This window comes from Gordonia soli NBRC 108243 (assembly GCF_000334455.1).
GTDB classification, from domain to species: domain Bacteria; phylum Actinomycetota; class Actinomycetes; order Mycobacteriales; family Mycobacteriaceae; genus Gordonia; species Gordonia soli.
Genome location: NZ_BANX01000034.1, coordinates 65,452 through 86,934 on the forward strand (window position 1 = coordinate 65,452; position 21,483 = coordinate 86,934).

General features: G+C 68.1%; 15 protein-coding genes. 11 read left to right on the forward strand and 4 right to left on the reverse strand.

Features of this window, described 5'->3' with window-relative positions; translation table 11 throughout:
• Positions 1–193: 193 nt before the first annotated feature.
• The 4 genes from GS4_RS20930 to GS4_RS20945 all read right to left on the reverse strand — a co-directional run bounded on the left by GS4_RS20930 (position 194) and on the right by GS4_RS20945 (position 6,388).
• Positions 194–385 carry a ferredoxin gene (locus GS4_RS20930; RefSeq protein WP_007624338.1) on the reverse strand — a complete coding sequence of 64 codons (192 nt, stop codon included), beginning with the start codon at positions 383–385 and terminating at the stop codon, positions 194–196.
• Between the two features lie 99 nt (positions 386–484).
• A complete protein-coding gene (locus GS4_RS20935; protein ID WP_007624340.1) occupies positions 485–1,321 on the reverse strand; it encodes a mycofactocin-coupled SDR family oxidoreductase in 837 nt (278 codons plus the stop codon).
• Positions 1,322–1,382: 61 nt separating this feature from the next.
• The gene (locus GS4_RS20940) at positions 1,383–2,510 is read right to left on the reverse strand and encodes a cytochrome P450 (RefSeq protein WP_439644633.1); all 1,128 of its coding nucleotides are present in this window, start codon (positions 2,508–2,510) and stop codon (positions 1,383–1,385) included.
• A 296-nt stretch (positions 2,511–2,806) separates the two neighbouring features.
• Positions 2,807–6,388, reverse strand: coding sequence for an indolepyruvate ferredoxin oxidoreductase family protein (locus tag GS4_RS20945; RefSeq protein ID WP_007624344.1), 3,582 nt, complete (start codon positions 6,386–6,388; stop codon positions 2,807–2,809).
• A 217-nt stretch (positions 6,389–6,605) separates the two neighbouring features.
• Here GS4_RS20945 and GS4_RS20950 point away from each other — a divergent pair, with 217 nt between their 5' ends.
• The 11 genes from GS4_RS20950 (at position 6,606) to GS4_RS21005 (ending at position 21,372) form a co-directional block, all read left to right on the forward strand.
• Complete coding sequence (locus GS4_RS20950; protein ID WP_007624346.1) at positions 6,606–8,222, forward strand: carboxyl transferase domain-containing protein; 1,617 nt, start codon at positions 6,606–6,608, stop codon at positions 8,220–8,222.
• A 6-nt stretch (positions 8,223–8,228) separates the two neighbouring features.
• Positions 8,229–10,328: an acetyl/propionyl/methylcrotonyl-CoA carboxylase subunit alpha gene (locus tag GS4_RS20955; protein ID WP_007624348.1), complete on the forward strand. Its 2,100-nt coding sequence runs from the start codon at positions 8,229–8,231 to the stop codon at positions 10,326–10,328.
• Positions 10,328–11,473, forward strand: a complete 1,146-nt coding sequence (locus tag GS4_RS20960) for an acyl-CoA dehydrogenase family protein (protein WP_007624350.1) — start codon at positions 10,328–10,330, stop codon at positions 11,471–11,473. The genes GS4_RS20955 and GS4_RS20960 overlap by 1 nt, the downstream gene beginning before the upstream one ends.
• Positions 11,470–11,970, forward strand: a complete 501-nt coding sequence (locus GS4_RS20965; protein WP_007624352.1) for a MaoC family dehydratase — start codon at positions 11,470–11,472, stop codon at positions 11,968–11,970. The genes GS4_RS20960 and GS4_RS20965 overlap by 4 nt, the downstream gene beginning before the upstream one ends.
• A 53-nt stretch (positions 11,971–12,023) precedes the next feature.
• On the forward strand, positions 12,024–12,890 hold the full coding sequence (locus GS4_RS20970) for an HpcH/HpaI aldolase/citrate lyase family protein (protein ID WP_007624355.1): 867 nt from the start codon (positions 12,024–12,026) through the stop codon (positions 12,888–12,890).
• Complete coding sequence (locus GS4_RS20975) at positions 12,887–14,902, forward strand: acetoacetate--CoA ligase (protein WP_007624356.1); 2,016 nt, start codon at positions 12,887–12,889, stop codon at positions 14,900–14,902. The genes GS4_RS20970 and GS4_RS20975 overlap by 4 nt, the downstream gene beginning before the upstream one ends.
• A 195-nt stretch (positions 14,903–15,097) precedes the next feature.
• Entirely contained in the window at positions 15,098–16,321 is a 1,224-nt protein-coding gene (locus tag GS4_RS24940) for a hypothetical protein (RefSeq protein ID WP_007624358.1), read from the forward strand.
• A 258-nt stretch (positions 16,322–16,579) separates the two neighbouring features.
• Entirely contained in the window at positions 16,580–18,316 is a 1,737-nt protein-coding gene (locus GS4_RS20990; RefSeq protein ID WP_040511326.1) for a cell division protein PerM, read from the forward strand.
• Positions 18,317–18,400: 84 nt separating this feature from the next.
• Positions 18,401–19,039, forward strand: a complete 639-nt coding sequence (gene purN, locus GS4_RS20995) for a phosphoribosylglycinamide formyltransferase (RefSeq protein ID WP_007624362.1) — start codon at positions 18,401–18,403, stop codon at positions 19,037–19,039.
• Positions 19,036–20,613 (forward strand): bifunctional phosphoribosylaminoimidazolecarboxamide formyltransferase/IMP cyclohydrolase, encoded by a 1,578-nt coding sequence (gene purH / locus GS4_RS21000; protein WP_007624364.1) that lies wholly within the window; start codon positions 19,036–19,038, stop codon positions 20,611–20,613. Before purN ends, purH begins: the two co-directional genes overlap by 4 nt.
• Before the next feature lie 15 nt (positions 20,614–20,628).
• Positions 20,629–21,372 (forward strand): sulfite exporter TauE/SafE family protein, encoded by a 744-nt coding sequence (locus GS4_RS21005; RefSeq protein WP_007624366.1) that lies wholly within the window; start codon positions 20,629–20,631, stop codon positions 21,370–21,372.
• Positions 21,373–21,483: the final 111 nt, after the last annotated feature.

The following is a 21,483-nucleotide window of genomic DNA, read 5'->3' on the forward strand; positions in this document are numbered from 1 at the left end:
ACGACCGAACGCCCTGCGATCACCGTGATCGCAGGGCGGAATGCGTTTGCGAGCGGCCCGAATGCGTCCACCGGTGTCGCGCGGGAACGTCCTCGGCCTTCACCGGGGACGATCGCCGACCGCTTCGGGTCGTCGGTTCTTCGCCGGTCGAGAAGGGCAGGAGAGAGCCACGAGGCCTGGCCTGCCCAGTTCGTCAGTCGTCCACCGAGATCGCCCGCCGCGGGCATTGGCGGACCGCTTCGAGAACCTCGCCCTCGATGTCAGGGGTCACCGTCTCGCGGAGGACGTGCAGGTTGTCGTCGTCGTCGAGGTCGAAGACGTCGGGGGCCGCGAACACGCAGAGTCCGTTGCTCTCGCAGATCCCGTAGTTCACATCGATCTTCATTGCAGGCTCCCAGGGCTGATCGGGTCGTCCCGGGTGACCGGGACACCGATGCGGCGCGTCTGTTCCTGCATGACGCGCCGCATCGGCAGGTTCGTTCCCCTACTTGAGACAGGCGCCCGCATCGACCGGCAGCTGCACGCCGGTGATGTAGCGCGATTCCTCGGAGGCGAGGAAGAGCACCGCGTTGCTGATGTCCTCGGGCTCGACCCACGGGACCGGCAGGGTGTTCATCATCTGCGAGATCGGTGCGAAATCGTCCGGACCAGGGTTCTCGAGGTCGGGGCGGAACATCCCGTAGGTGGCCTCGTTCATGATCATCGCGGTGTTGACCTGCGTCGGGTGGACACTGTTGACGCGGATCTTGTGCTGCGCCAACTCGATCGCGAGTGTCTTCATGATCCCGACCACCCCGTGCTTCGCAGTGACGTAGTGACCGCAGAACGGGTACGACTTGATGCCGCCCACCGAACTGGTGAGCACGATCGATCCGCCTCGACCGCCTGCCACGATGTGGGGGATCGCGACTTTCGCGGTGTGCCACACGCCGGTCATGTTGACGTCGATCATGTCCTGCCAGGTGGTGACGTCCATGTCCTCCAACGACGTGCCACCCGTGGCGATACCCGCGTTCGCCGCGACGATGTCGAGTCGGCCGAACTGTTCGACACCGGTCTGCACGGCCTTGCCCAGTCCATCGAGATCGCGGACGTCGACCTTCGCGGTGACGACCCGGCGGTCGTGCGCCTTCACGAGATCGGCCGTCTCGGCGAGGTCCTCTTCGCTGGCCAGATCGAACGGGACACCTTCGATCGGTTCGCAGACGTCGACGGCGATGATGTCGGCGCCCTCGGATGCGAGCCGGACCGCGTGTGCCCGTCCTTGGCCCCGGCCGGCGCCGGTGATGAAGGCGACCTTGCCCTCGACTCTTCCGGTCATGAGTACTCCTCCTGATGATGTCCATCGGTGGTGTGAGCGCCGACGCCGTCGACGCGAACTGTCAGAACGTGGCGGGCAAGGTGTCCCAGCCGCGCACCGTGGAGGTCGGCGACAGCGACGCCTGCGAGAGATCGACCTCCCATTCGGGGAAGCGCTTGAGGATCTCCTCGAGGGCGATCCGGCCTTCGAGTCGAGCCAGCGCCGACCCCAGGCAGTAGTGGGTGCCGACACTGAACGTGAGGTGCTGCTTGGTGTTCCGATGGATGTCGAAGACATCTCCGTCCGGTGCGAACTGACGCTCGTCCCGGTTGGCCGCGCCGATCAGCATCATCATCACGCTGCCGGCGGGCACCGTCTGGCCGTGCAGCTCCACGTCGCGCGTCACGTAACGCGCGACATGCGGCGCGGGAGGCTCGAATCGCAGCAGTTCCTCGACCGCGTTCGGCACCAGCTTCGGGTTCTCCACGAGCTCGCGTCGCTGATCCGGATTCTCGGCGAGAACCTTGCCCGCCCAGCCGATCAGACGGGTGGTGGTCTCGTTGCCCGCGCCGGAGACGACGTTGACGTAGGTCAGCAGCTCGTCGCGTGCGAGTTTGCGTACCGTGCCGGTCTCGTCCTCGAATTCGACGTTCAGGAGTTCGGTCATGATGTCGTCGGACGGATGCTCGGCGCGCCAGTCGATGTATGCGCCGAAGATGTCGCCGGTGGCCATCCCCTCCTCGGCCGCACGCATCGGTTTGCCCTCTTCCGTGCGCATCTGATCGTTGGCGAAGTCGCGGATGGCCTCCTGGTCCTCCTCCGGGATGCCGAGGAGCATGCCGATCACCTTCATCGGCATCTGCGCACCGAGGTCCTTGACGAAGTCGAAGTTGCCGGTGCCGACGAGTGGGTCGAGGCTGGCGGCGCAGAACTCGCGGATCTGGGGTTCGAGGCCGAAGATCTTGCGCGGGGTGAACATCCGCGAGAGCAGTTTGCGGTGGATGTCATGGATGGGTGGATCCTCGAAGATGAGCACACCCGGCGGGATGTCGATGTTCGCCTTGATCAGCTCGAGGATCGCGCCTCGGCTGGACGAGAAGAGATCCCAATCGCTGAGTGCGGCGTTGACATCGTCGTAGCGGCTCAGAGCGTAGAAGTCGTGCTCTTCGTTGCGGTAGAGCGGAGCTTCGTCGCGGATCAACTTGAACATCGGATACGGGTCGGCGTTGAGCTTGACGTCGTAGGGGTCGTACCGCACGTCGCTCGTCGTACTGCTCGTCACAGGTCTGGCCTCTCGCGGACTGGCACTTGCGTGGTTCTGGGACACCGGTCGCGGTCGATTGCGGGCCGGCGCTGCGCCCAGTGTGAAGCAAATTTCAACGTGGTGCAACTAACACTACCCTGAAATGAGAACGTCATTCTCGCTGGCCCGAGTGATGCTCGGACGGTCAGCGTTCGAGGTCCGGGGTCGCGGACCTCGGACGCCGACCGGTGGAGAGGTGAGAGCTAGACGCTCAGAGCAGCCATCCGTCGGGTCACTTCGGCTCGATACGCCGCGACGTTGGCGAGTTTGATGTCCTCGTAGCCCCGGACCATGTCCGGCAACTCGGCGACGGCGACCGCCTCGGACATCTGCCCCTCGAGGCCGTTGTCGCCGATCGCCGACAGCAGGCGTTCGACGACCTCTCGGTACTCCACGATCAATGCGCGTTCGGTACGTCGGACCTCGTTGCGGCCGAACGGGTCGAGAGGGGTGCCCCGGAGGCGCTTCATCTTCGCCAGACCGCGCAGGCCAGGAGTCGCCCACGACCCGAGTGACATCTTGTGTCGCATGCCCATTGCGCGCAGCGTCGGCGGATGTAGCCGGACGGCGACTTTGGCATCGTCACCGAACTCCTCGGCGATCTCGGCGGCGAAGTCGGGATCGGCGGTGAGACGGGCGACCTCGTACTCGTCCTTGTAGGCCATGAGCTTGAACAGGTTGCGCGCCACCGCCTCGGTGAGCTCAGCTGTCGCGGACACGTGGACTCGCTCGACCAGATCGAGATATGCACGCGCATATCGTTCGTCGGCGTAGGAGGTCAGTTCGTCGAATCGCCGGGTGATCAGCGCGGCGACATCGGCATCGAGGCCGTCCACAGCGCCGACGGCAGCCAGTGCCACGGAGCTGGGCTCGGTGGTCGCGGGTCGCGGCCGGAGGGCCGCAACCGTGTCGACCACCGCGTGCGGCGCGACCACTGCCTGTCGGCCGCGTCGGAATGCCTGGAGGTTGCGGGCCACCGCGACCCCGTTCATCTCGATCGCATGCTCGATCGACTCGCCCGAGATCGGGAGCGCACCGGTTTGATACGCCGCACCGACCATCAGCATGTTGGCGTACTGCTCGTCGCCGAACAGCTCTGTCGACAGTGCGCCGGGATCCAGGTAGACGGCCCGGGCGACCCGTGCGTCGATCGCCGAATGCACTGCGCCGGCGGCCGGGAACCGGACCGAGGTGTCGATGACCATCGCGCCGGTGGGGATCTCGGTGGTCGAGACGACTGCGGTCGTGCGCTCGGGTGCGGTCACCCGGAGATTTGCCGGATCGGTTGCGACCAGCGGATCACACGCCAGATAGAGGTCGCAGTCGTCGGAGGCGACCTTGGCTGCCTGCTCGACCACCCCGGTGGTGACCTTGAGATCGCTGACGACCGCGCCGCCCTTCTGCGCCAGACCGGTCATGTCGACCGTGCGGGCCGCCTTGCCGTCGAGGACCGCGGCCGTGGCGAGCACCTGCGAGACGGTGACCACACCGGTTCCGCCGATCCCGGTGACCCGCACCGTGAACGATTCCCGGTCACTCGGGGACGGATGTGCCAGTTCCGTCGCGTCCAGATCGGGAGCCGTTGCGCGCCGGCGCGTCGTGGTCGGCGTGACCGTCACGAACGAGGGGCAGTCGCCATCCAGGCAGGAGAAGTCGAGATTGCACGAGCTCTGGTCGATCCGTGTCTTGCGGCCGAACTCGGTCGGTACCGGATGAACCGACAGACAGTTGGACTTCTGGCCGCAGTCGCCGCACCCTTCGCAGATGCGCTCGTTGATCATCACCCGCTGCGCGGGAAAAGATTCGGTGCCGCGCTTGCGTTTCCGGCGCTTCTCGGCGGCGCAGTGTTGATCGTGGATGAGCACGGTGACACCGGGGATCGCGGCGAGTTCCTGCTGGACCGCCATCAGATCGTCACGCGGGCGGACCTCGACGCCGGCGGCGAGGTCCATCCCCCGACTCCGTGCGGGGTCCTCGGAGGTCACCACGATCCGGGCGACACCCTCGGCGCTCAGCAGTGCGGTGAGCCGTCCGAGGTCCATGGCGCCCACCGGATCCTGTCCGCCGGTCATCGCCACGGTGCCGTTGTAGAGCAGCTTGTAGGTGATGTTCTCGCCCGATGCGACGGCTGCCCGCAGGGCCAGCGACGCGGAGTGCATGAACGTCCCGTCGCCGACGTTCTGCACGAAGTGGTCGGCCGACACGAACGGGGCCATACCCAACCACTGCGCACCCTCGCCGCCCATCTGGGTGACGCCGGCGATGTCGCCGACCTGTCGCTCGTCCATCAGCAACACCATTGCGTGGCAACCGATCCCGGCGCCGACGAGGGTGTCGGGTGCCACGTGCGTCGAGCTGTTGTGCGGACAGCCCGAGCAGAAGTACGGGGTCCGTACCGCCAGGGGGAGTTCGATACGGGTCCGCCTGCGCGCCTTGGTGTCCAGCCAGGCTAGTGCGGCGTCGACGCGGTGATGGCGTGCGAGTCGCTGTGCCAGACCGCGGGTGACGGCGTCGACGTCGAGTTCGCCGAAGCGGGAGAAGAGCGTCGATCCGTCCTCGTTCGACTTGCCCACAATCCGGGGCGCACCGGGGTGGCGGAAGAGTATGTCGCGCATCATCGTCTCGATGAAGTCGCGCTTCTCCTCGACGACGATGACCTCCTCGAGCCCGCCGGACGCGGTGTCGCCGATGAAGCGGTGCAGGATCTCCCGTTCGATCGGGTAGACCATGCCCAACTTGAGGATCCGGATGCCGAGCCGGGTGAGGTCGGCGTCGGTGATCCCCATCAGCCGCAGTGCTTCGCGCAGGTCGAGGTAGGTCTTTCCGGCTGCGACGATGCCGATGCGATCGTCGGGGCTGCTGACCACGATCCGGTTCAGACCGTTGAGACGGGCGTACTCGGTCGCCCGGGGCATCCGGATGGTGAGCTGGTTCTGCTCGAGTTCCATGAGGTGCGCACCGAGGAGTCGGCCACTGGGTACGTGAGGGCTCACTCCCATCGGCTCGTGGACCGGAACGATCCGATCCGGGTCCACCACTGCGGTGGATGCGCCGTCGGCGACGTGCGCGGAGATCTTCATCGAGGTCCACAGGCCGCTGACACGGCTCATCATCGCCGCGTGGATGCCGAGATCGAGGATGTCCTGGGAGTCGGCGGGGTAGAGGATCGGCATGTACAGGTCGGCGAGTGCCATCTCCGAGGCGCACGGGACCGTCGAGCTCTTCGCACCCGGGTCGTCGCCGACCAGCGCGACCGCGCCGCCGCGCGGATGTGTGCCGATGATGTTGGCGTGACGCAGGGCGTCGGTCGCACGGTCGAGGCCGGGGGCCTTGCCGTACCAGTAGCCGACCACGCCGTCGCGGGACTGCCCGTCGAGACCCGGGGCCAGGTCGGTCACCTGAGCCGCTACCTGCGAGCCCATCACCGAAGTCGCGCCGATCTCCTCGTTCAGTGCCGGACGGTGCACGATGTCGAGCGACTCGAGGTAGGTCTTCCGCCGGGCGATCTCGAGGTCGTAACCGGCGAGGGGGGAACCCTCGTAGCCGGAGATGAAGGAGGCGGTGCGCAGGTCGTTCCGGCGATCGAGGACTGCGCGGTCACGGACCATGCGCACCAGTGCCTGGATTCCGGTCAGATAGATGGTGCCGCTCTCCCGGGTGTACCGGTCGTCGAGCGAGAAACCCGCGCTCATGCGGGTGGTGGCGTCGTCGGGGGCTGAGCCGGCGCGCTGCTGCGTTCGTCGGTGATGGTCGGCGCGGTACGCGCGATCGTCAGCGAGGGTCATGGGGTCACCTTGGCCTTCGTATGTGCTGCCGGTGGCGCCGTTGGTAGGGCACCGCGGACATCGGTTGTGGTCGCCCGGGGGTGGTGGGCGTACCCACAGAGTAGGAGATTTGGTGAGCCACGTCACGTTGGACTGGGACAATCGGAGAGAACGTGACAGGGCGTCGCCTCGTCGCGTACTGTGCCATTTGAGTTAATCGCCACTAACTGAAAGGTCGATGGTGACGAGCACACCGACGTCGGTCGCGGTCGCCGACCCCGCTTCTCCTCCGGGCGGGTTCCGCGAAGCCCACCTCCGCAATGTCGCTACCCTGCGTGAGCGCCTCGCCGCGGTGGCGCAGGGCGGTGGTCAGAAGGCGAGGGACCGGCACCTGTCGCGCGGGAAACTGCTACCGCGGGATCGTGTCGACGGTCTGCTCGACGTCGGGTCACCGTTCGTCGAGGTCGCCCCGCTCGCGGCCTGGGAGATGTACGAGGGGCGCGCTCCCGCCGCCGGGGTCATCGCCGGTATCGGGCGGGTGGCCGGACGCGAGTGCATGGTCGTGGCCAACGATGCGACCGTGTCGGGCGGCACGTACTACCCGATCACGGTCAAGAAGCACCTGCGAGCCCAGGAGATCGCGGCGGCCAACCGCCTGCCGTGCATCTATCTGGTCGACTCCGGCGGCGCCATGTTGCTGCAGCAGGACGAGGTCTTCCCCGACCGTGACCACTTCGGTCGGATCTTCTTCAACCAGGCGAACATGAGTGCCGCCGGAATCCCGCAGATCTCCGCGGTGCTCGGCTCGTCGACGGCCGGCGGCGCCTACGTGCCCGCGATGAGCGACGAGACCGTGATCGTCCGCAACCAGGGCACCATCTTCCTGGCCGGCCCCCCGCTGGTGAAGGCTGCGACCGGTGAGGACGTCACGGCCGAAGAACTCGGCGGCGGCAGCATGCATTCATCGGTGTCCGGTGTCACCGACCATCTCGTCGACAACGACGAGCAGGCGCTGGCCAAGGTTCGCGAGATCGTCGCGACGCTGGGGCCGCGGGAACCAGCCCAGTGGGAGACGGTCGCCACGCGACCTGCGGCCCGGCCGCAGACCGACATCTACGACCTGGTCCCCACGGACTCCCGCACCCCCTACGACGTGCGTCGGGTCATCGAGACCGTCGTCGACGCAGGTGAGTACACCGAGTTCAAGGAGAACTACGGCACCACCCTGGTGACCGCGTTCGCGCACGTCCACGGCCACCCGGTCGGCATCGTGGCCAACAACGGTGTGCTGTTCAGTGAATCCGCTCTCAAGGGAGCGCATTTCATCGAACTCTGTGACCAGCGTCGGATTCCGCTGGTGTTCCTGCAGAACATCACCGGCTTCATGGTCGGCCGCAGTTACGAAGAGGGCGGTATTGCGAAGAACGGGGCCAAGATGGTCAACGCCGTCGCCTGCGCCCGCGTGCCCAAGCTGACGGTCATGATCGGTGGCTCGTTCGGCGCGGGCAACTACTCGATGTGTGGGCGTGCCTACTCCCCACGATTCCTCTGGAGCTGGCCGAATGCCCGCATCTCGGTGATGGGCGGACCGCAGGCCGCCGACACCCTCGCGACCGTGCGGCGCAACCAGATCGAGCGATCCGGTGACGAGTGGTCGGTCGAGGATGAAGAGGGATTCAAAGCCCCGATCCGTGACCAGTTCGACCGACAGTCCGACGCCTACTACTCGACGGCACGGCTGTGGGACGACGGCATCATCGATCCCGCCGACACCCGCACCGTGCTGGGGCTGGCCCTCCAAGCCTGCCGTCACGCACCGCTCGCCGATGCCGGCTACGGCGTCTTCCGGATGTGAGATGAGATGACCGACAACAGAACGCGAGAGTCCCGCACGCGCATCATCCGCAGTGTCCTGGTAGCCAACCGGGGAGAGATCGCCGTACGAGTGATCACCACCCTGCGGCGGATGGGCATCCGCAGCATCGCCGTGTACTCCGATGCCGACCGCGACGCGCGCCACGTGCGTGCGGCAGATGTCGCCGTACGCATCGGGCCGGCCGCCGCGACACTCAGCTACCTCGACATCGCCGCGGTGGTCGACGCGGCCCGCCGTACCGGTGCCGATGCAGTTCATCCCGGCTACGGATTCCTCTCCGAGAACCAGAAGTTCGCCGCCGCTCTCGCCGAAGCGGGCATCGTGTTCATCGGTCCGCCCGCATCGGCCATCGCCACGATGGGTGACAAGATCACCGCGCGAGCCGCCGTCGGCGAGCGGGACGTCCCGGTGGTACCCGGTCTCTCCCGGCCAGGACTGACCGACACCGACCTCGTCGCTGCCGCACCCGAGATCGGGTTCCCGGTGCTGATCAAGCCGAGTGCGGGTGGTGGCGGCAAGGGCATGCACCGCGTCGCCGACCCCGCCGACCTCGCGGCCGCCCTCCAGCGGGCCCGACGCGAGGCGGCCTCGGCCTTCGGCGACGACACGCTGTTCCTCGAGCACTTCGTCGACACCCCCCGGCACATCGAGGTCCAGGTCCTCGCGGACGAGCACGGCAACGTCATCCATCTGGGTGAGCGTGAGTGCTCACTCCAGCGTCGACACCAGAAGGTGATCGAAGAGGCCCCGTCTGCGCTGCTGGACCCGGAGACCCGACATCGGATCGGTACCGCCGCGTGCGACGCGGCCCGAAGTGTCGGCTACACCGGCGCCGGGACCGTCGAGTTCATCGTCTCGGCGCATCGTCCGGACGAGTTCTTCTTCATGGAGATGAACACCCGACTGCAGGTCGAGCATCCGGTCACCGAACTCGTCACCGGAGTCGACCTGGTGGAGCAACAGATCCGGGTGGCCAGGGGTGAGGTGCTCGGTATCGCGCAGACGGACGTCACGATGACCGGGCACGCCGTCGAGGCGCGGGTCTACGCCGAGGATCCGGCCAACGGCTTCCTACCCACCGGCGGGACCATCGTCGCGCTGGCCGAGCCCGCTGAAGGACGCGGCGGTGTCCGGGTCGACTCGGCCATGCTCGACGGTCTCGTGGTCGGTTCCGACTACGACCCGATGCTCGCCAAGGTGATCGCCCATGGCGCCGACCGCGCGGAGGCGATCGATCGGCTCGACCGTGCACTCGCCGACACCCGTGTCCTCGGCGTCACCACCAACATCGACTTCTGTCGATTCGTGCTCGCCCGACCCGAGGTCACGGACGCGGACCTCGACACCGAACTGCTCGACCGCCTGGTTGTCGACTATGTTGCACCGCAGCCGGTTCCGGCCGCCTATGCGCTGGCGGCGCTGCTCCGTCTGGAACCGGCTGACGATCTCTGGGGGTCGGCCGTGGGATGGCGGGTGGGGGACCGCGCGCCGATCGTCACCCGGCTGGCGCACCCGGACGGCCACGTCGCCGTGTCGGCGGTCGTGCAACCCGGGACGGATGGGACCGTTGATGCCCGGGCCGAGGTGACCGCCGACGTCACCGTCACCCGGGACGGCGCCGACGCCGACACCGGGCAGCGGGAATGGCGGGCCGTGGTCGCCCTCCGGCGCGACGACGCGACCTCCGCATCGGTGACGTCGGTCGTCGACGGTGTCGGTGAGCACTGGACCGCTGCTCGCAGCGACGGGCGCTGGTGGATCGCCGGGCCGCAGGGCACCTGGGTCTTCGAGCAGGCGCACGCGCTCGTCGAGGGAGCCGAGGACGAACACGCGGGCGACATCGTCAGCCCGATGCCCGGCACGGTTGTCGCGGTGTCGGCCGCCTCCGGCGATCCGCTGACCGCGGGGACCGCGGTGGTGGTCGTGGAGGCGATGAAGATGGAACACGCCCTGACCGCACCGTTCGACGGCACCGCAGAGGTGCAGGTCGCGGTCGGGGACAAGGTCGGGGCCGGGCAGGTCCTGGCACACATCCGGCCGGCCGAGGAGTCCGGCACCACCGGCGCAGCTGAAGGGGATCGATGATGGAGCTGACCCAGGAGTACACCGACCTGGTGCACACGGTGCGCGACTTCGCGCAGACCGTCGTCGCCCCGGTGTCGGCGAAACACGATGCCGAGCACAGCTTTCCGTACGAGGTCGTCTCCCAGATGGGAAAGATGGGCTTGTTCGGTCTGCCGTTTCCCGAGGAGTACGGGGGGATGGGCGGCGACTACTTCGCCCTCGCCCTGGCACTCGAGGAACTGGGCAAGGTCGACCAGTCGGTCGCCATCACCCTGGAGGCGGGTGTGGGTCTCGGTGCGATGCCGATCTTCCGTTTCGGGACCGAGGAGCAGAAGCAGCGCTGGTTGCCCGATCTGGTGTCGGGTTCGGCGCTGGCCGGATTCGGTCTGACCGAGCCCGGCGCGGGCTCGGACGCGGGGGCGACCGCAACCACTGCGCGGGAGGACGGCGAGGACTGGGTGATCAACGGCGCCAAGCAGTTCATCACCAATTCCGGCACCGACATCACCTCCCTGGTCACGGTGACCGCTGTCACCGGCGCGGCGGACGGCGGGCGTAAGGAGATCTCCACCATCGTGGTGCCCTCCGGCGCCCCCGGATTCGTCGCGGAACCGCCGTACAACAAGGTCGGGTGGAACGCCTCGGACACACACCCCTTGAGCTTCACCGACGTGCGCGTACCGCGGGAGAACCTGCTCGGCGAGCGTGGACGCGGATACGCCAACTTCCTGTCGATCCTCGACGAGGGCCGGATAGCGATCGCGGCCCTGGCGACCGGGGTCGCGCAGGGCTGCGTCGACGAGAGTGTGAAGTACGCGCGGGAGCGGCAGTCGTTCGGGCGCGCGATCGGCGAGTACCAATCGATCTCCTTCGCCATCGCCCGTATGGAGGCCCGCGCGCACACCGCGCGGACCGCCTATTACGACGCCGCGGCGAAGATGTTGGCGGGTAAGCCGTTCAAGAAGGAGGCCGCCATCGCGAAGATGGTCTCCAGCGAGGCGGCGATGGACAACGCTCGGATGGCGACCCAGATCCACGGCGGCTACGGGTTCATGAACGAGTATCCGGTCGCGCGGCACTACCGCGACTCCAAGATCCTGGAGATCGGCGAGGGCACCACCGAGGTGCAGCTCATGCTCATCGCGCGGGAACTGGGTTTCCGGTGAGTCCGGCCGACGCGGGGGCGGGCGAGTCCCGTCGAGTCGTGCAGCGCGGCCTCTTCTTCGAGGAGTTCGAGACGGGAACGGTGTACGACCATCGCCCGGGGCGGACCGTCACCGAAGCCGACAACGTGCTGTTCACGACGCTGACGATGAACACCCAGGCCCTGCATCTCGATGCGGCGTGGTCGGCCGAGCAGCCCGGGTTCGGTGGTCAGCGACTGATCAATTCGATGTTCACACTCTCGACCATCGTCGGGTTGTCGGTGTCGCAGCTGACCCAGGGCACACTCGTGGCCAACCTCGGCTTCAGTGAGGTGGCCTTTCCCGCACCGCTGTTCGCCGGCGACACGCTCTACGCGGAGACCGAGTGCACCGGCAAGCGCGAATCTCGGTCCCGGCCGGGAGAAGGAGTGGTCAACCTGCTGCACATCGGCCGGAACCAGCACGGTGAGGTGGTCGCGCGCGCCGCCAGGGCGACCCTGGTGAAGAAAACCCCCTGATCGCGGAGAAAGATCTGATGGGATCGATGGAACCGAGAAGGGAGTCTTCCCCCATGACGCTGGCCAATGCCTGGATTCCACCGGGGCCCGCGATGCTCTTCTGCCCCGCCGACCGGCCGGAGCGCTACCAGAAGGCGGCCGACCGTGCCGACGTGGTGATCCTGGACCTCGAGGACGCGGTGGCACCCGACAACCGGATCGCCGCGCGCGAGGCACTCGTGGCCAACCCCCTCGATCCGAGTCGCACCATCGTCCGGATCAACCCGGCCGGCACCGGCGACTACCGGCGCGACCTGACGGCCCTCGCCGAGACGAACTACCGGGTGGTGCTCCAGGCCAAGGCCGAGTCGGGCCAGTCGGTCATCGACACCGGTCTGCAGACCATCGCGCTCGTCGAGACCCCGCTCGGTGCCGTCCGCGTCAACGAGATCGCCGAGGCCGTCAACTGCATCGGACTGATGTGGGGTGCAGAGGATCTCGTCGCCGGGCTCGGCGGCAAGTCGAGCCGGTTCGGGCCGGGAGAGTACCGCGAGGGCAGCTACCGCGACGTCGCCCGTCACGTCCGCGCCGTGGTCCGACTGGCTGCTGCGGCGTATCAGAAGTTCGCCATCGACGCGGTACACCTCGATTACCGCGATCACGACGGTCTCGCGCAGGAGGTGCGCGACGCCGTGGCCATCGGCTACCTGGCCACCGCCTGCATCCACCCGTCCCAGGTCGAGACCATCCGACTCGGCTATCGGCCGTCGGATGACGAGATCGACTGGGCGCGGCGCGTTCTGGACGGCGCCGCGGAGAACCCGGGCGTGTTCAGCATCGACAACCAGATGATCGACGGTCCCGTCCTGCGACAGGCCGAGGCCGTCCTCGCACGAGCCGTGGCCGGAGACGCGGTCGGCCTGGAGGGCTCTTCGTCATGAGCGCCGTCGGCGGCCCGACGGCCGAGGGCGACACGCACACGCAGCTCGGTGACTTCGCGGCACGGGTCGCCGCCCGACCGGAAGTCGGTGCGATCGGGGGCTACGCCGACCTGTGGCAATGGTCGGTGGACCATCCGGCAGCGTTCTGGCGTGCGGTGTGGGAGCACTACCGTATCGGCGAGCGAGCGGTCGGCGACGTCGGCTCGGCAGACACGGATGTGCTCACCGACGCCGCCATGCCCGGCGCCCGATGGTTCCCCGGCGTCCGGCTCAACTATGTCGATCAGGTGCTGGCCCAAGCAGTCGGCCGCACCGACGCGGCCGTCGTCGGCATCGACGAGGACGGCACCCGCATGACCGTCTCGTGGGCCGAGCTGCCCGGTCAGATCGCCTCGCTGGCCGGAACTCTCGCCGATCTGGGAGTCGGTGAGGGAGATGTCGTCGCGGCGTATCTGCCCGACATCCCGGAAGCGGTTGTCGCCTTTCTGGCCACCGCCACCCTCGGCGCGATCTGGTCCGGCTGCGGCCAGGACTACGCGCCTGCGGGCGCCGCCGGCCGACTCGCCCAACTGGCGCCGACCGTCCTGTTCACCGCCGACGGATACCGCTACAACGGCAAGTCGATCGACAAGTCGGCCGACAGCGCCGAACTCGCCTCGCTGCTGCCCGGGCTGGCTGCCCGGATCGTGGTCGGGAACCCGGCTTCCGAGTCTGCCGCCGTCCCCGGCCAGGTGTCCGACGGTCCACGCGTCATCTCTTACGGCGATGCCCTGTCCTCGCCGTCGACGCAGCCCATACCAGTCCCGGTGGCCTTCGAGCACCCGCTCTGGGTGCTCTTCAGTTCCGGCACCACGGGTCGCCCGAAGGGCATCGTGCACGGACACGGCGGTGTCCTGCTGGAACATCTCAAGGCAGCCGGACTCCACAGCGACCTCGGCCCCGACGACGTCTTCTTCTGGCAGACCGCGCTGAGCTGGATGATGTGGAACTACCAGGTGGCCGGACTTCTCTGCGGTTCGCGCATCGTCTGTTACAGCGGGTCGCCGCTGTACCCCGACGCCGATCGCCTCTGGCAGATCGTCGAGTCCGAGGGTGTCACCTACTTCGGCACGAGTCCCGGACAACTCCAGGCGTCGCGCAAGGCCGGGCTGCACCCCGGCCGAGATCACGACCTGTCGGCGCTGCGCACACTCGGGAGCACCGGCTCGACGCTGGCCGCCGACCTGTTCACCTGGGTCGACGACAACGTGTCGGCGGACTTGCCCATCTCGTCGATCAGCGGCGGCACCGACGTCGTCACCGCGTTCGCCGGCGGCTCGGTCGGCGAGCCGGTGGTGTCCGGTGAGCTGACCGTGCGATATCTGGGCGTCGCGCTGGAGAGTTGGGGTCCTGATCGCACGCCGCTGGTCGGCGAGCTCGGAGAGATGGTCATCACCACACCGATGCCGTCGATGCCGGTGTCGTTCTGGGACGATCCCGACGGTGCCCGCTACCGGTCCGCGTACTTCGAGCACGTGTGGGAGACACCTCCGCCGACGCCGGTGTGGCGTCACGGCGACTGGGTCACGGTCACCGATCGCGGCTCGCTGGTCATCCACGGTCGCAGCGACGCAACGCTCAACCGGCACGGCATCCGTATGGGGTCGGCCGACATCTACGAGGTGGTCGAGACCGTCGACGAGGTCGCCGAGGCATTCGTGGTCGGTGTCGACGGTCCGGACGGTGCGTATTGGATGCCGCTTTTCGTCACGCTGATCCCGGGGGCAACCCTCGACGACGAGCTCATCGCCCGTATCGCGACCACCGTTCGCACCCGACTGTCGCCACGGCACGTCCCGGACGAGGTGATCGAGGCACCCGGGATTCCACACACCCGGACCGGCAAGAAGTTGGAGGTGCCGGTCACCGCAGTGCTGGCCGGTCGCACCGAGGTGAACGTGGACCCGCGTGCGATCGACGACCCGTCGCTCATCGACTGGTTCGCAGCTCGGGGGGCCGAGCACCGCTGGTGACCCGGTGACCCGTGATGGTCGTCCGATCGACCGACATCCGTCCACAAGGTCCGAGCTGACGGACCTCGACCAGATCGGGACGTGTACTAGCGTGGGGGCGAGTCCCGTGCGAGCACCCACGGGGGAACGGTCCGACGCGCGCCCAGCGTGCAGCGGACGGGCCGAACGGAGTGCCGATCTGATCAGGAGATGGGAATGAGTTACCAACCGGGAAGCTCCGGCTACGGCCAGCAGCCGGACGCGACGCAGCAGGGTCAAGGCCAGTACGCCGGTTACCCGCAGGCAGGCGGCCACGACACCGGCCAGCAGAACTACGGTCAGTACGGCCAGCAGGGCTACGACCAGCAGAACTACGGTCAGGCTGCCGCTGGGCAGGCGGGCTACGGTCAGCAGGCCGGCTACGGTCAGCAGGGCTATGACCAGCAGCAGGCCTACGGTCAGTACGGTCAGCAGGCAGGTTATGGCCAGCAGGGCTATGACCAGCAGCAGGCCTACGGTCAGTATGGCCAGCAGGGCTATGCGCAGCCCGGATACGGGCAGCAGGCCTATGGCTACTCGCAGCCGACCGGCGGTCAGGGACTCCCGGCGAACATCGGGCAGATCCTCGCGATCGCGACCGCGGCAGCCGCTCTCCTCAATGTCCTGCTCGGTTTCTGGAGCTACGGTTCCTACCTCGAAGCCGGTCTGATCATCGCCATCCTGTCGCTGCTGACCCTGGTGAGCACCGTGCCGCAGAAGGCGGTCGTCCCCGTCGTCACAGCTATTGCCGCCGCGAATGCGGTCAGTCTGGTCTACCGGCTCATCAGAAGCTCGACCAACGAATACCTGGTGGAGACGACCGGGGCCGTCGACTACATCCAGCTCGTGCTGGGTCTGATCATCGCCGGTCTCGCCATCTTCTGGCTGCTCGTCGTCCTCGAGAAGGTCGGCGTCGCGGCGAGCGGCACGCCCGCTGCGGTCACCGCCACCACCGGCGAGCAGGCCGCCGCCACGCAGGCACCGGCCGTCGACTACGGCACCGCCCAGGCGGGCGGCCAGGCCTCGGCATACGGCGACGCCCAGGCGGCCGGCTACGGCAGCTCTCAGGCCGCCTACGGTGGCGACGCACAGGCTTCGGCCTACGGCAGCGCGCCGGCGACCACCGCCTTCGGCGGGCAGCAGGAGCAGGCGTCGGCGTACGGCTCGGCGCAGCCGACCTATGACCCGTCGGCGTACGCGCAGTCGCCGCAGCAGTCCCAGCCGTCGGCGTACTCGCCGTCGTCGGGCGCCGGTGACTCGTCGGGTGCCTCGCTCTCGTCGGGTTCTATCCCGGGCGCTCAGGCCGGTGAGGTCGCCGGTGCGTCGGAGTCGGGTGCGTCGGCATCGGACAACGCCACGACGATCTTCCCCAAGCGGGATCAGACGCCGGGCGCGCACTGACCGACCTCCCCATCGGGAGCACGAACGATGGCACTCCGCCCCGCCGAACGCGACGTCGGCGGGGCGGAGTTGTGTCCGGGGTCTTCGATGCCGTCCGCGACCCTTCTGCGACCGCGGCCTGCCCGGCCTCGTCGAGAGGAGCCCGGTCGGTGATCTGTGCACCACAGCAGCATCGACGTGAGACGTGAGTTGCTTTCTCCTGCCGTGTGCGGCGCGTCGTCCTGGTGAGGGCGATGATGCGTGCCACTCTCGGTAACGATGCCCACACCCAGTGCTGCCGACCTCGCCGCGCGTCTCCGACAGGTGCGCCGGGTCGCTCGCGCGCGCGACGACCGGCCCGAGGGGTCGGCACGGGAACTCGTCGTGGTCGCCTTCGCGGTGCCGGCACTGACCCTGGCCGTGTCCGTGGTGGTGGTCCTCGCGGTGCTGCTGCTGGCCGGCGGTGGGTTGTCCGGTGTGGCCGGCGCGACCGGCGCCCTCTGGTTGGCGATCCATCAGGTTCCCGTCTCCATCAGCGGTGTAACCATCGGTGCGCTGCCGTTGCTGCCGACGCTGACGCTCGTGGTCGCGACGGCGCGATCGGTGTGGTCGGCCTACGGCGGGGATCGCACCGCTTCCGAGGCGCTCGCGGTGGTCCTGGCGGCCGTCGGCGGACCATTGCTGGTGACTGCCATCTCGCTCGCAGTGGTGATGGACGGTGGTTCCGTCTTGCCCGTCCAGACGCCGAATGCGCTGGTGGCCTTCGCCTACACCCTCGGTCTGCACGGCGCTGCCGCGGTCGGGGCGGTGCTGTGGCGCGAGCGCCACCAGCTGGTGCGACGATTCGACATCTCGCCGGCCGACCGTAGGGGACTCCGTCTCGGCGTGATCGCCGCAGTCGGGCTCTTCGCCGCCGGCGCGGTCGTCGTGCTGATCCGACTCCTGCAGGGCTGGCGTCAGGTCGGGGAGCTGATCGCCACCGGTAACGACTTCGACGGCTACCTCGGCCTGACGGTGTTGTCGGTGCTGTACTTACCCAATCTCGTGGTGGGTGCGGCCGGAGTTCTCGTCGGTGCCGACGCCCACGTGGGTGCCTCGACTGTCGATCTGATGGCAGTTCGCGGCGGTGCGGTACCGCCGGTTCCGTCGCTCGCGGTGTTGCCCGGCGTGGACATCGGAGTGCTCGGCGCGTTGGGTTTCGTGGTCCCGATCGCCGTGGCCGGGCTGGTCGCGTGGCGGTCCCGTGACGTGGACCCGATCGCCCAGGTGCGCACGGTCGGAGTGGCCGCTGCCGTCGCCGCGTCGATCGTCGTGATCACCTCGCTGATGGCGGGCGGACAGGTGGGCGAGCTGGGCGATGCTGGCGTGAACATCGCCGCCGTCGGCGTCTTCACCCTTGGTTGGATCGCGGTGGTCGGACTGGTCGTCGCCCTGGTGCACGCTTCGCTGCCCGGTACCCGCGCCCGCCGTCAGCAACTGGTCGACGAGACGGACTTCGACGACATCGTCGGGTCCGACGCCGTCTACGACGACGACTACCTGTCCGACGAGTACGAGTACGGCGGTGTCGACTACGACGATGCTGACTACGACGATGCCGATTACGGCAATTCCCAATACGAACACACCGACGTCGACGATGCCGACTACGTCGGTGCCGATCACGACGATGCCGACTACGTCGGTGCCGATCACGACGACGACGACAGGTACGGCGACGCCGACGGCGCGTACGACGACGGTGTAGCCCGCGATGAGGGCCGGGTCGGTCACGGCCACGACGACGCCGGGTCATCCGCGTACGACGACCGCTCCGCACCGATTACGGGGACGGATCGGGACGACCGTCCACAGATGGCGGGACCCCGCCGGAACGGACGATCCGGGGGCGAGACCCGTGGACGGGCCCGTCGGATGGTCACCCCGGACGACGATCTCGACGGCGATTTCGCCACCGACTTCGACGACGTGGTCGCCGACCGCATGCGTCGACTCCGCACGACCGGCGGCAACTGACCTGTCACCGGACGCGTGCATCGGGCGGCCCGACCACGGGAGCCGGGTGCGGGGTGGCCGCGAGGCGACCACTACTCTTGGCGTGTGCACGCAGCCCCGCCGAACTCGACCGTCGCGGGTGCCCGCGTACCCGTCGCGGTCCTGGCGTCGGGCACCGGATCACTGCTGGAATCGCTGGTCGCCTACGCGGATCGCACCGACGCCCCGTTCACGATCGTCGCGATCGCGGTCGATCGGGAGTGTCGGGCCGCGGAGCTCGCACGTGAGCGCGAGGTGCCGGTGGTCGAACGGCGGCTGGGTGACCATCCGGATCGGGCGGCGTGGGACGCCGCGCTGACGGACGGCGTCGCCGAACACGATCCGCAGTGGATCGTCACCGCCGGATTCATGAAGATCCTCGGTCCCGCCTTCCTCGGACGCTTCGGAGGACGCATCGTGAACTCGCATCCCGCACTGCTGCCGTCCTTCCCGGGCGCGCACGGCGTGGCCGATGCGCTCGCCCACGGGGTGAAGGTGACCGGTGCGACCGTCCACCTCGTCGACGACGGGGTGGACACCGGACCGATCCTGGCGCAGGTCCCGGTGACGGTGGAAGCGGGGGACACCGAGGCCACGCTGCATGAACGGATCAAAGCGGTGGAGCGCATCGCGCTCGCCGAGGTGGTGGCCGCACTGGTCACCCGAGGTGTAGTGATCGACGGACGAAAGGCCCACATCCCGTGAACGCACACAGCCCCTCCGACGACCGTTCGCCCATCCGGCGGGCGTTGGTCAGCGTCTACGACAAGACCGGGCTGGCGAATCTCGCAACCGCCCTGCACGCAGCCGGCATCGAGATCGTGTCCACCGGGTCCACCGCCAAGACCATCGCCGATGCCGGTTCGCCGGTCGTCGAGGTGTCCTCGCTGACCGGGTTCCCCGAATGCCTGGACGGTCGCGTGAAGACCCTGCACCCGCGTGTGCATGCCGGCATCCTCGCCGACCGCCGCAAACAGGGGCATGTCGATCAGCTCGCCGAACTCGGCATCGACGCCTTCGACCTTGTGATCGTGAACCTGTACCCGTTCACCGAGACGGTCGCGTCCGGCGCGTCGCCGGACGAGTGCGTCGAACAGATCGACATCGGTGGACCGTCGATGGTGCGTGGCGCAGCCAAGAACCATCCCAGTGTCGCGGTCGTCGTCGATCCCTCCGACTACGCCGAGGTCATCGAGGCGGTCGGTGCGGGCGGTTACACGCTGACCGAACGTCGCCGATTGGCCGCCAAGGCATTCCGGCACACCGCGGACTACGACGTCGCCGTCGCGTCCTGGATGTCGAATGTGGTCGCCCCGTCGCCCGACTCGGAGATCTTCCCGGATTGGCTCGGTACCACGTGGAACCGTGATTCCGTGCTGCGCTACGGGGAGAACCCGCACCAGGCCGCTGCCCTCTACGTCAGCTCCGCCTCGTCGGCCGGGCTGGCCTCTGCCGAGCAGTTGCACGGCAAGGAGATGAGCTTCAACAACTACACCGATGCCGATGCCGCCTGGCGTAGCGCGCACGACTTCGACGCCCCTGCGGTGGCGATCATCAAGCACGCCAACCCGTGCGGCATCGCCATCGGCACCGACATCGCCGAAGCCCACCGCAAGGCGCATGCCTGCGATCCGGTCAGCGCCTACGGCGGTGTGATCGCCGCGAACCGCGAGATCACCGTGGAGATGGCCGAGCAGGTCGCCGAGATCTTCACCGAGGTCATCATCGCGCCCGGGTTCGCCGACGGCGCACTCTCCGTCCTGACCCGCAAGAAGAACATCCGCGTGCTCACCGCGACCCCGCCCCAACGGGTGGGTGTGGAGACCAAGCCGATCTCCGGCGGCATCCTCCTTCAGCAGCGGGACGTCCTCGACGCCGGCGGTGACAATCCGGCCAACTGGACCCTGGCCGCCGGTGCGCCCGCCGAGCCGGCGACGCTGGCCGACCTCCAGTTCGCCTGGCGTGCTTGCCGTTCGGTCAAGTCGAACGCGATCCTCCTCGCCCACGACGGCGCCTCGGTCGGTGTCGGCATGGGGCAGGTCAACCGGGTCGATTCGGCGCATCTCGCCGTCCAGCGTGCGGGTGATCGTGCCGCGGGCAGTGTCGGGGCATCGGATGCCTTCTTCCCCTTCCCCGACGGTCTGCAGGTCCTGATCGCCGCGGGCGTCACCGCAGTGGCGCAACCCGGCGGATCGATCCGCGACAACGAGGTCATCGAGGTGGCCGCCGAAGCCGGTGTCACGCTATACCTCACGGGAGCACGGCATTTCGCGCACTGACCCCATCCGACTCCGGTGAGCGTCGCCGACCTCGTCCTGTTGGTCGTCGCCGGCTTCGGTGCCGGTCTGGTCGGCTACATCACCGGGATGGCGTCGCTGATCAGCTATCCGGCTCTCTTGGCGGTGGGACTGGGGCCGATTGCCGCGAATGTCACCAACACCATCGCCCTGGTGCCGGTGGGCGCGGGCAGCTTCGCGCAATCCGGACGGGTACTCCTCGACGGCGACCGCCGGCCGTTCTACAGCGGGATCGTCGCCGCTGCGATCGGCGGGACGATCGGTGCGGTGCTGCTGCTGGTCACCCCTGACGAGGCCTTTTCATCGGTGGTGCCGTGGCTGGTGGCGGTGGCGGCGGTGGCCCTGCTCGCCCAACCGTGGCTGCAGCGGCTGGCGACCAGTCATGGTGAACGCCCGTGGATCTGGTTCGTCGGCACTCTTGTCATCGCCGTCTACGGCGGCTACTTCGGCGCCGGCGCCGGGATCTTCTTCCTGGCGTTGGCGATGGTGGTCTCGACCCAGCCGCTGTGGCGGGCGGCACTGCAGAAGTCGGCGTTCCTCGGTGTCGCGAACCTGATCGCCGCTGTGGTGTTCATCGCGACCGGTCCGGTCGAGTGGTCGGCCGCGATCGCGATGGGGATCGGGTGCCTGGCGGGCGGCTGGTGTGGACCACCGGTCGTCAGACGACTGCCCGCCGAGCCGCTGCGGATCGCAGTCGGCATCGGCGGGCTCGGCCTGGCCATCTGGCTGGCCACCCGCTGACTAACGAACCGGTCGCTCCGCTGACGGTGGCGAAGCCGGTGACACGAGCGGAACCGGTGAGCCATGCGTTCCCGCCCGGATTCGCCCGAGTGGGAACGCATGTCGAGATCT

Excerpts from the sequence above, each read along its gene's own strand:
- GS4_RS24940 (WP_007624358.1), top strand. The coding sequence starts at position 15,098 with ATGAGTTACCAACCGGGAAGCTCCGGCTACGGCCAGCAGCCGGACGCG.
- GS4_RS20950 (WP_007624346.1), top strand. The coding sequence starts at position 6,606 with ATGGTGACGAGCACACCGACGTCGGTCGCGGTCGCCGACCCCGCTTCT.
- GS4_RS20955 (WP_007624348.1), top strand. The coding sequence starts at position 8,229 with ATGACCGACAACAGAACGCGAGAGTCCCGCACGCGCATCATCCGCAGT.
- GS4_RS20975 (WP_007624356.1), top strand. The coding sequence starts at position 12,887 with ATGAGCGCCGTCGGCGGCCCGACGGCCGAGGGCGACACGCACACGCAG.
- GS4_RS20945 (WP_007624344.1), bottom strand. The coding sequence starts at position 6,388 with ATGACCCTCGCTGACGATCGCGCGTACCGCGCCGACCATCACCGACGA.
- GS4_RS20935 (WP_007624340.1), bottom strand. The coding sequence starts at position 1,321 with ATGACCGGAAGAGTCGAGGGCAAGGTCGCCTTCATCACCGGCGCCGGC.
- GS4_RS20940 (WP_439644633.1), bottom strand. The coding sequence starts at position 2,510 with ATGTTCAAGTTGATCCGCGACGAAGCTCCGCTCTACCGCAACGAAGAG.
- GS4_RS20970 (WP_007624355.1), top strand. The coding sequence starts at position 12,024 with ATGACGCTGGCCAATGCCTGGATTCCACCGGGGCCCGCGATGCTCTTC.
- GS4_RS20960 (WP_007624350.1), top strand. The coding sequence starts at position 10,328 with ATGGAGCTGACCCAGGAGTACACCGACCTGGTGCACACGGTGCGCGAC.
- GS4_RS20930 (WP_007624338.1), bottom strand. The coding sequence starts at position 385 with ATGAAGATCGATGTGAACTACGGGATCTGCGAGAGCAACGGACTCTGC.
- GS4_RS20990 (WP_040511326.1), top strand. The coding sequence starts at position 16,580 with ATGCCCACACCCAGTGCTGCCGACCTCGCCGCGCGTCTCCGACAGGTG.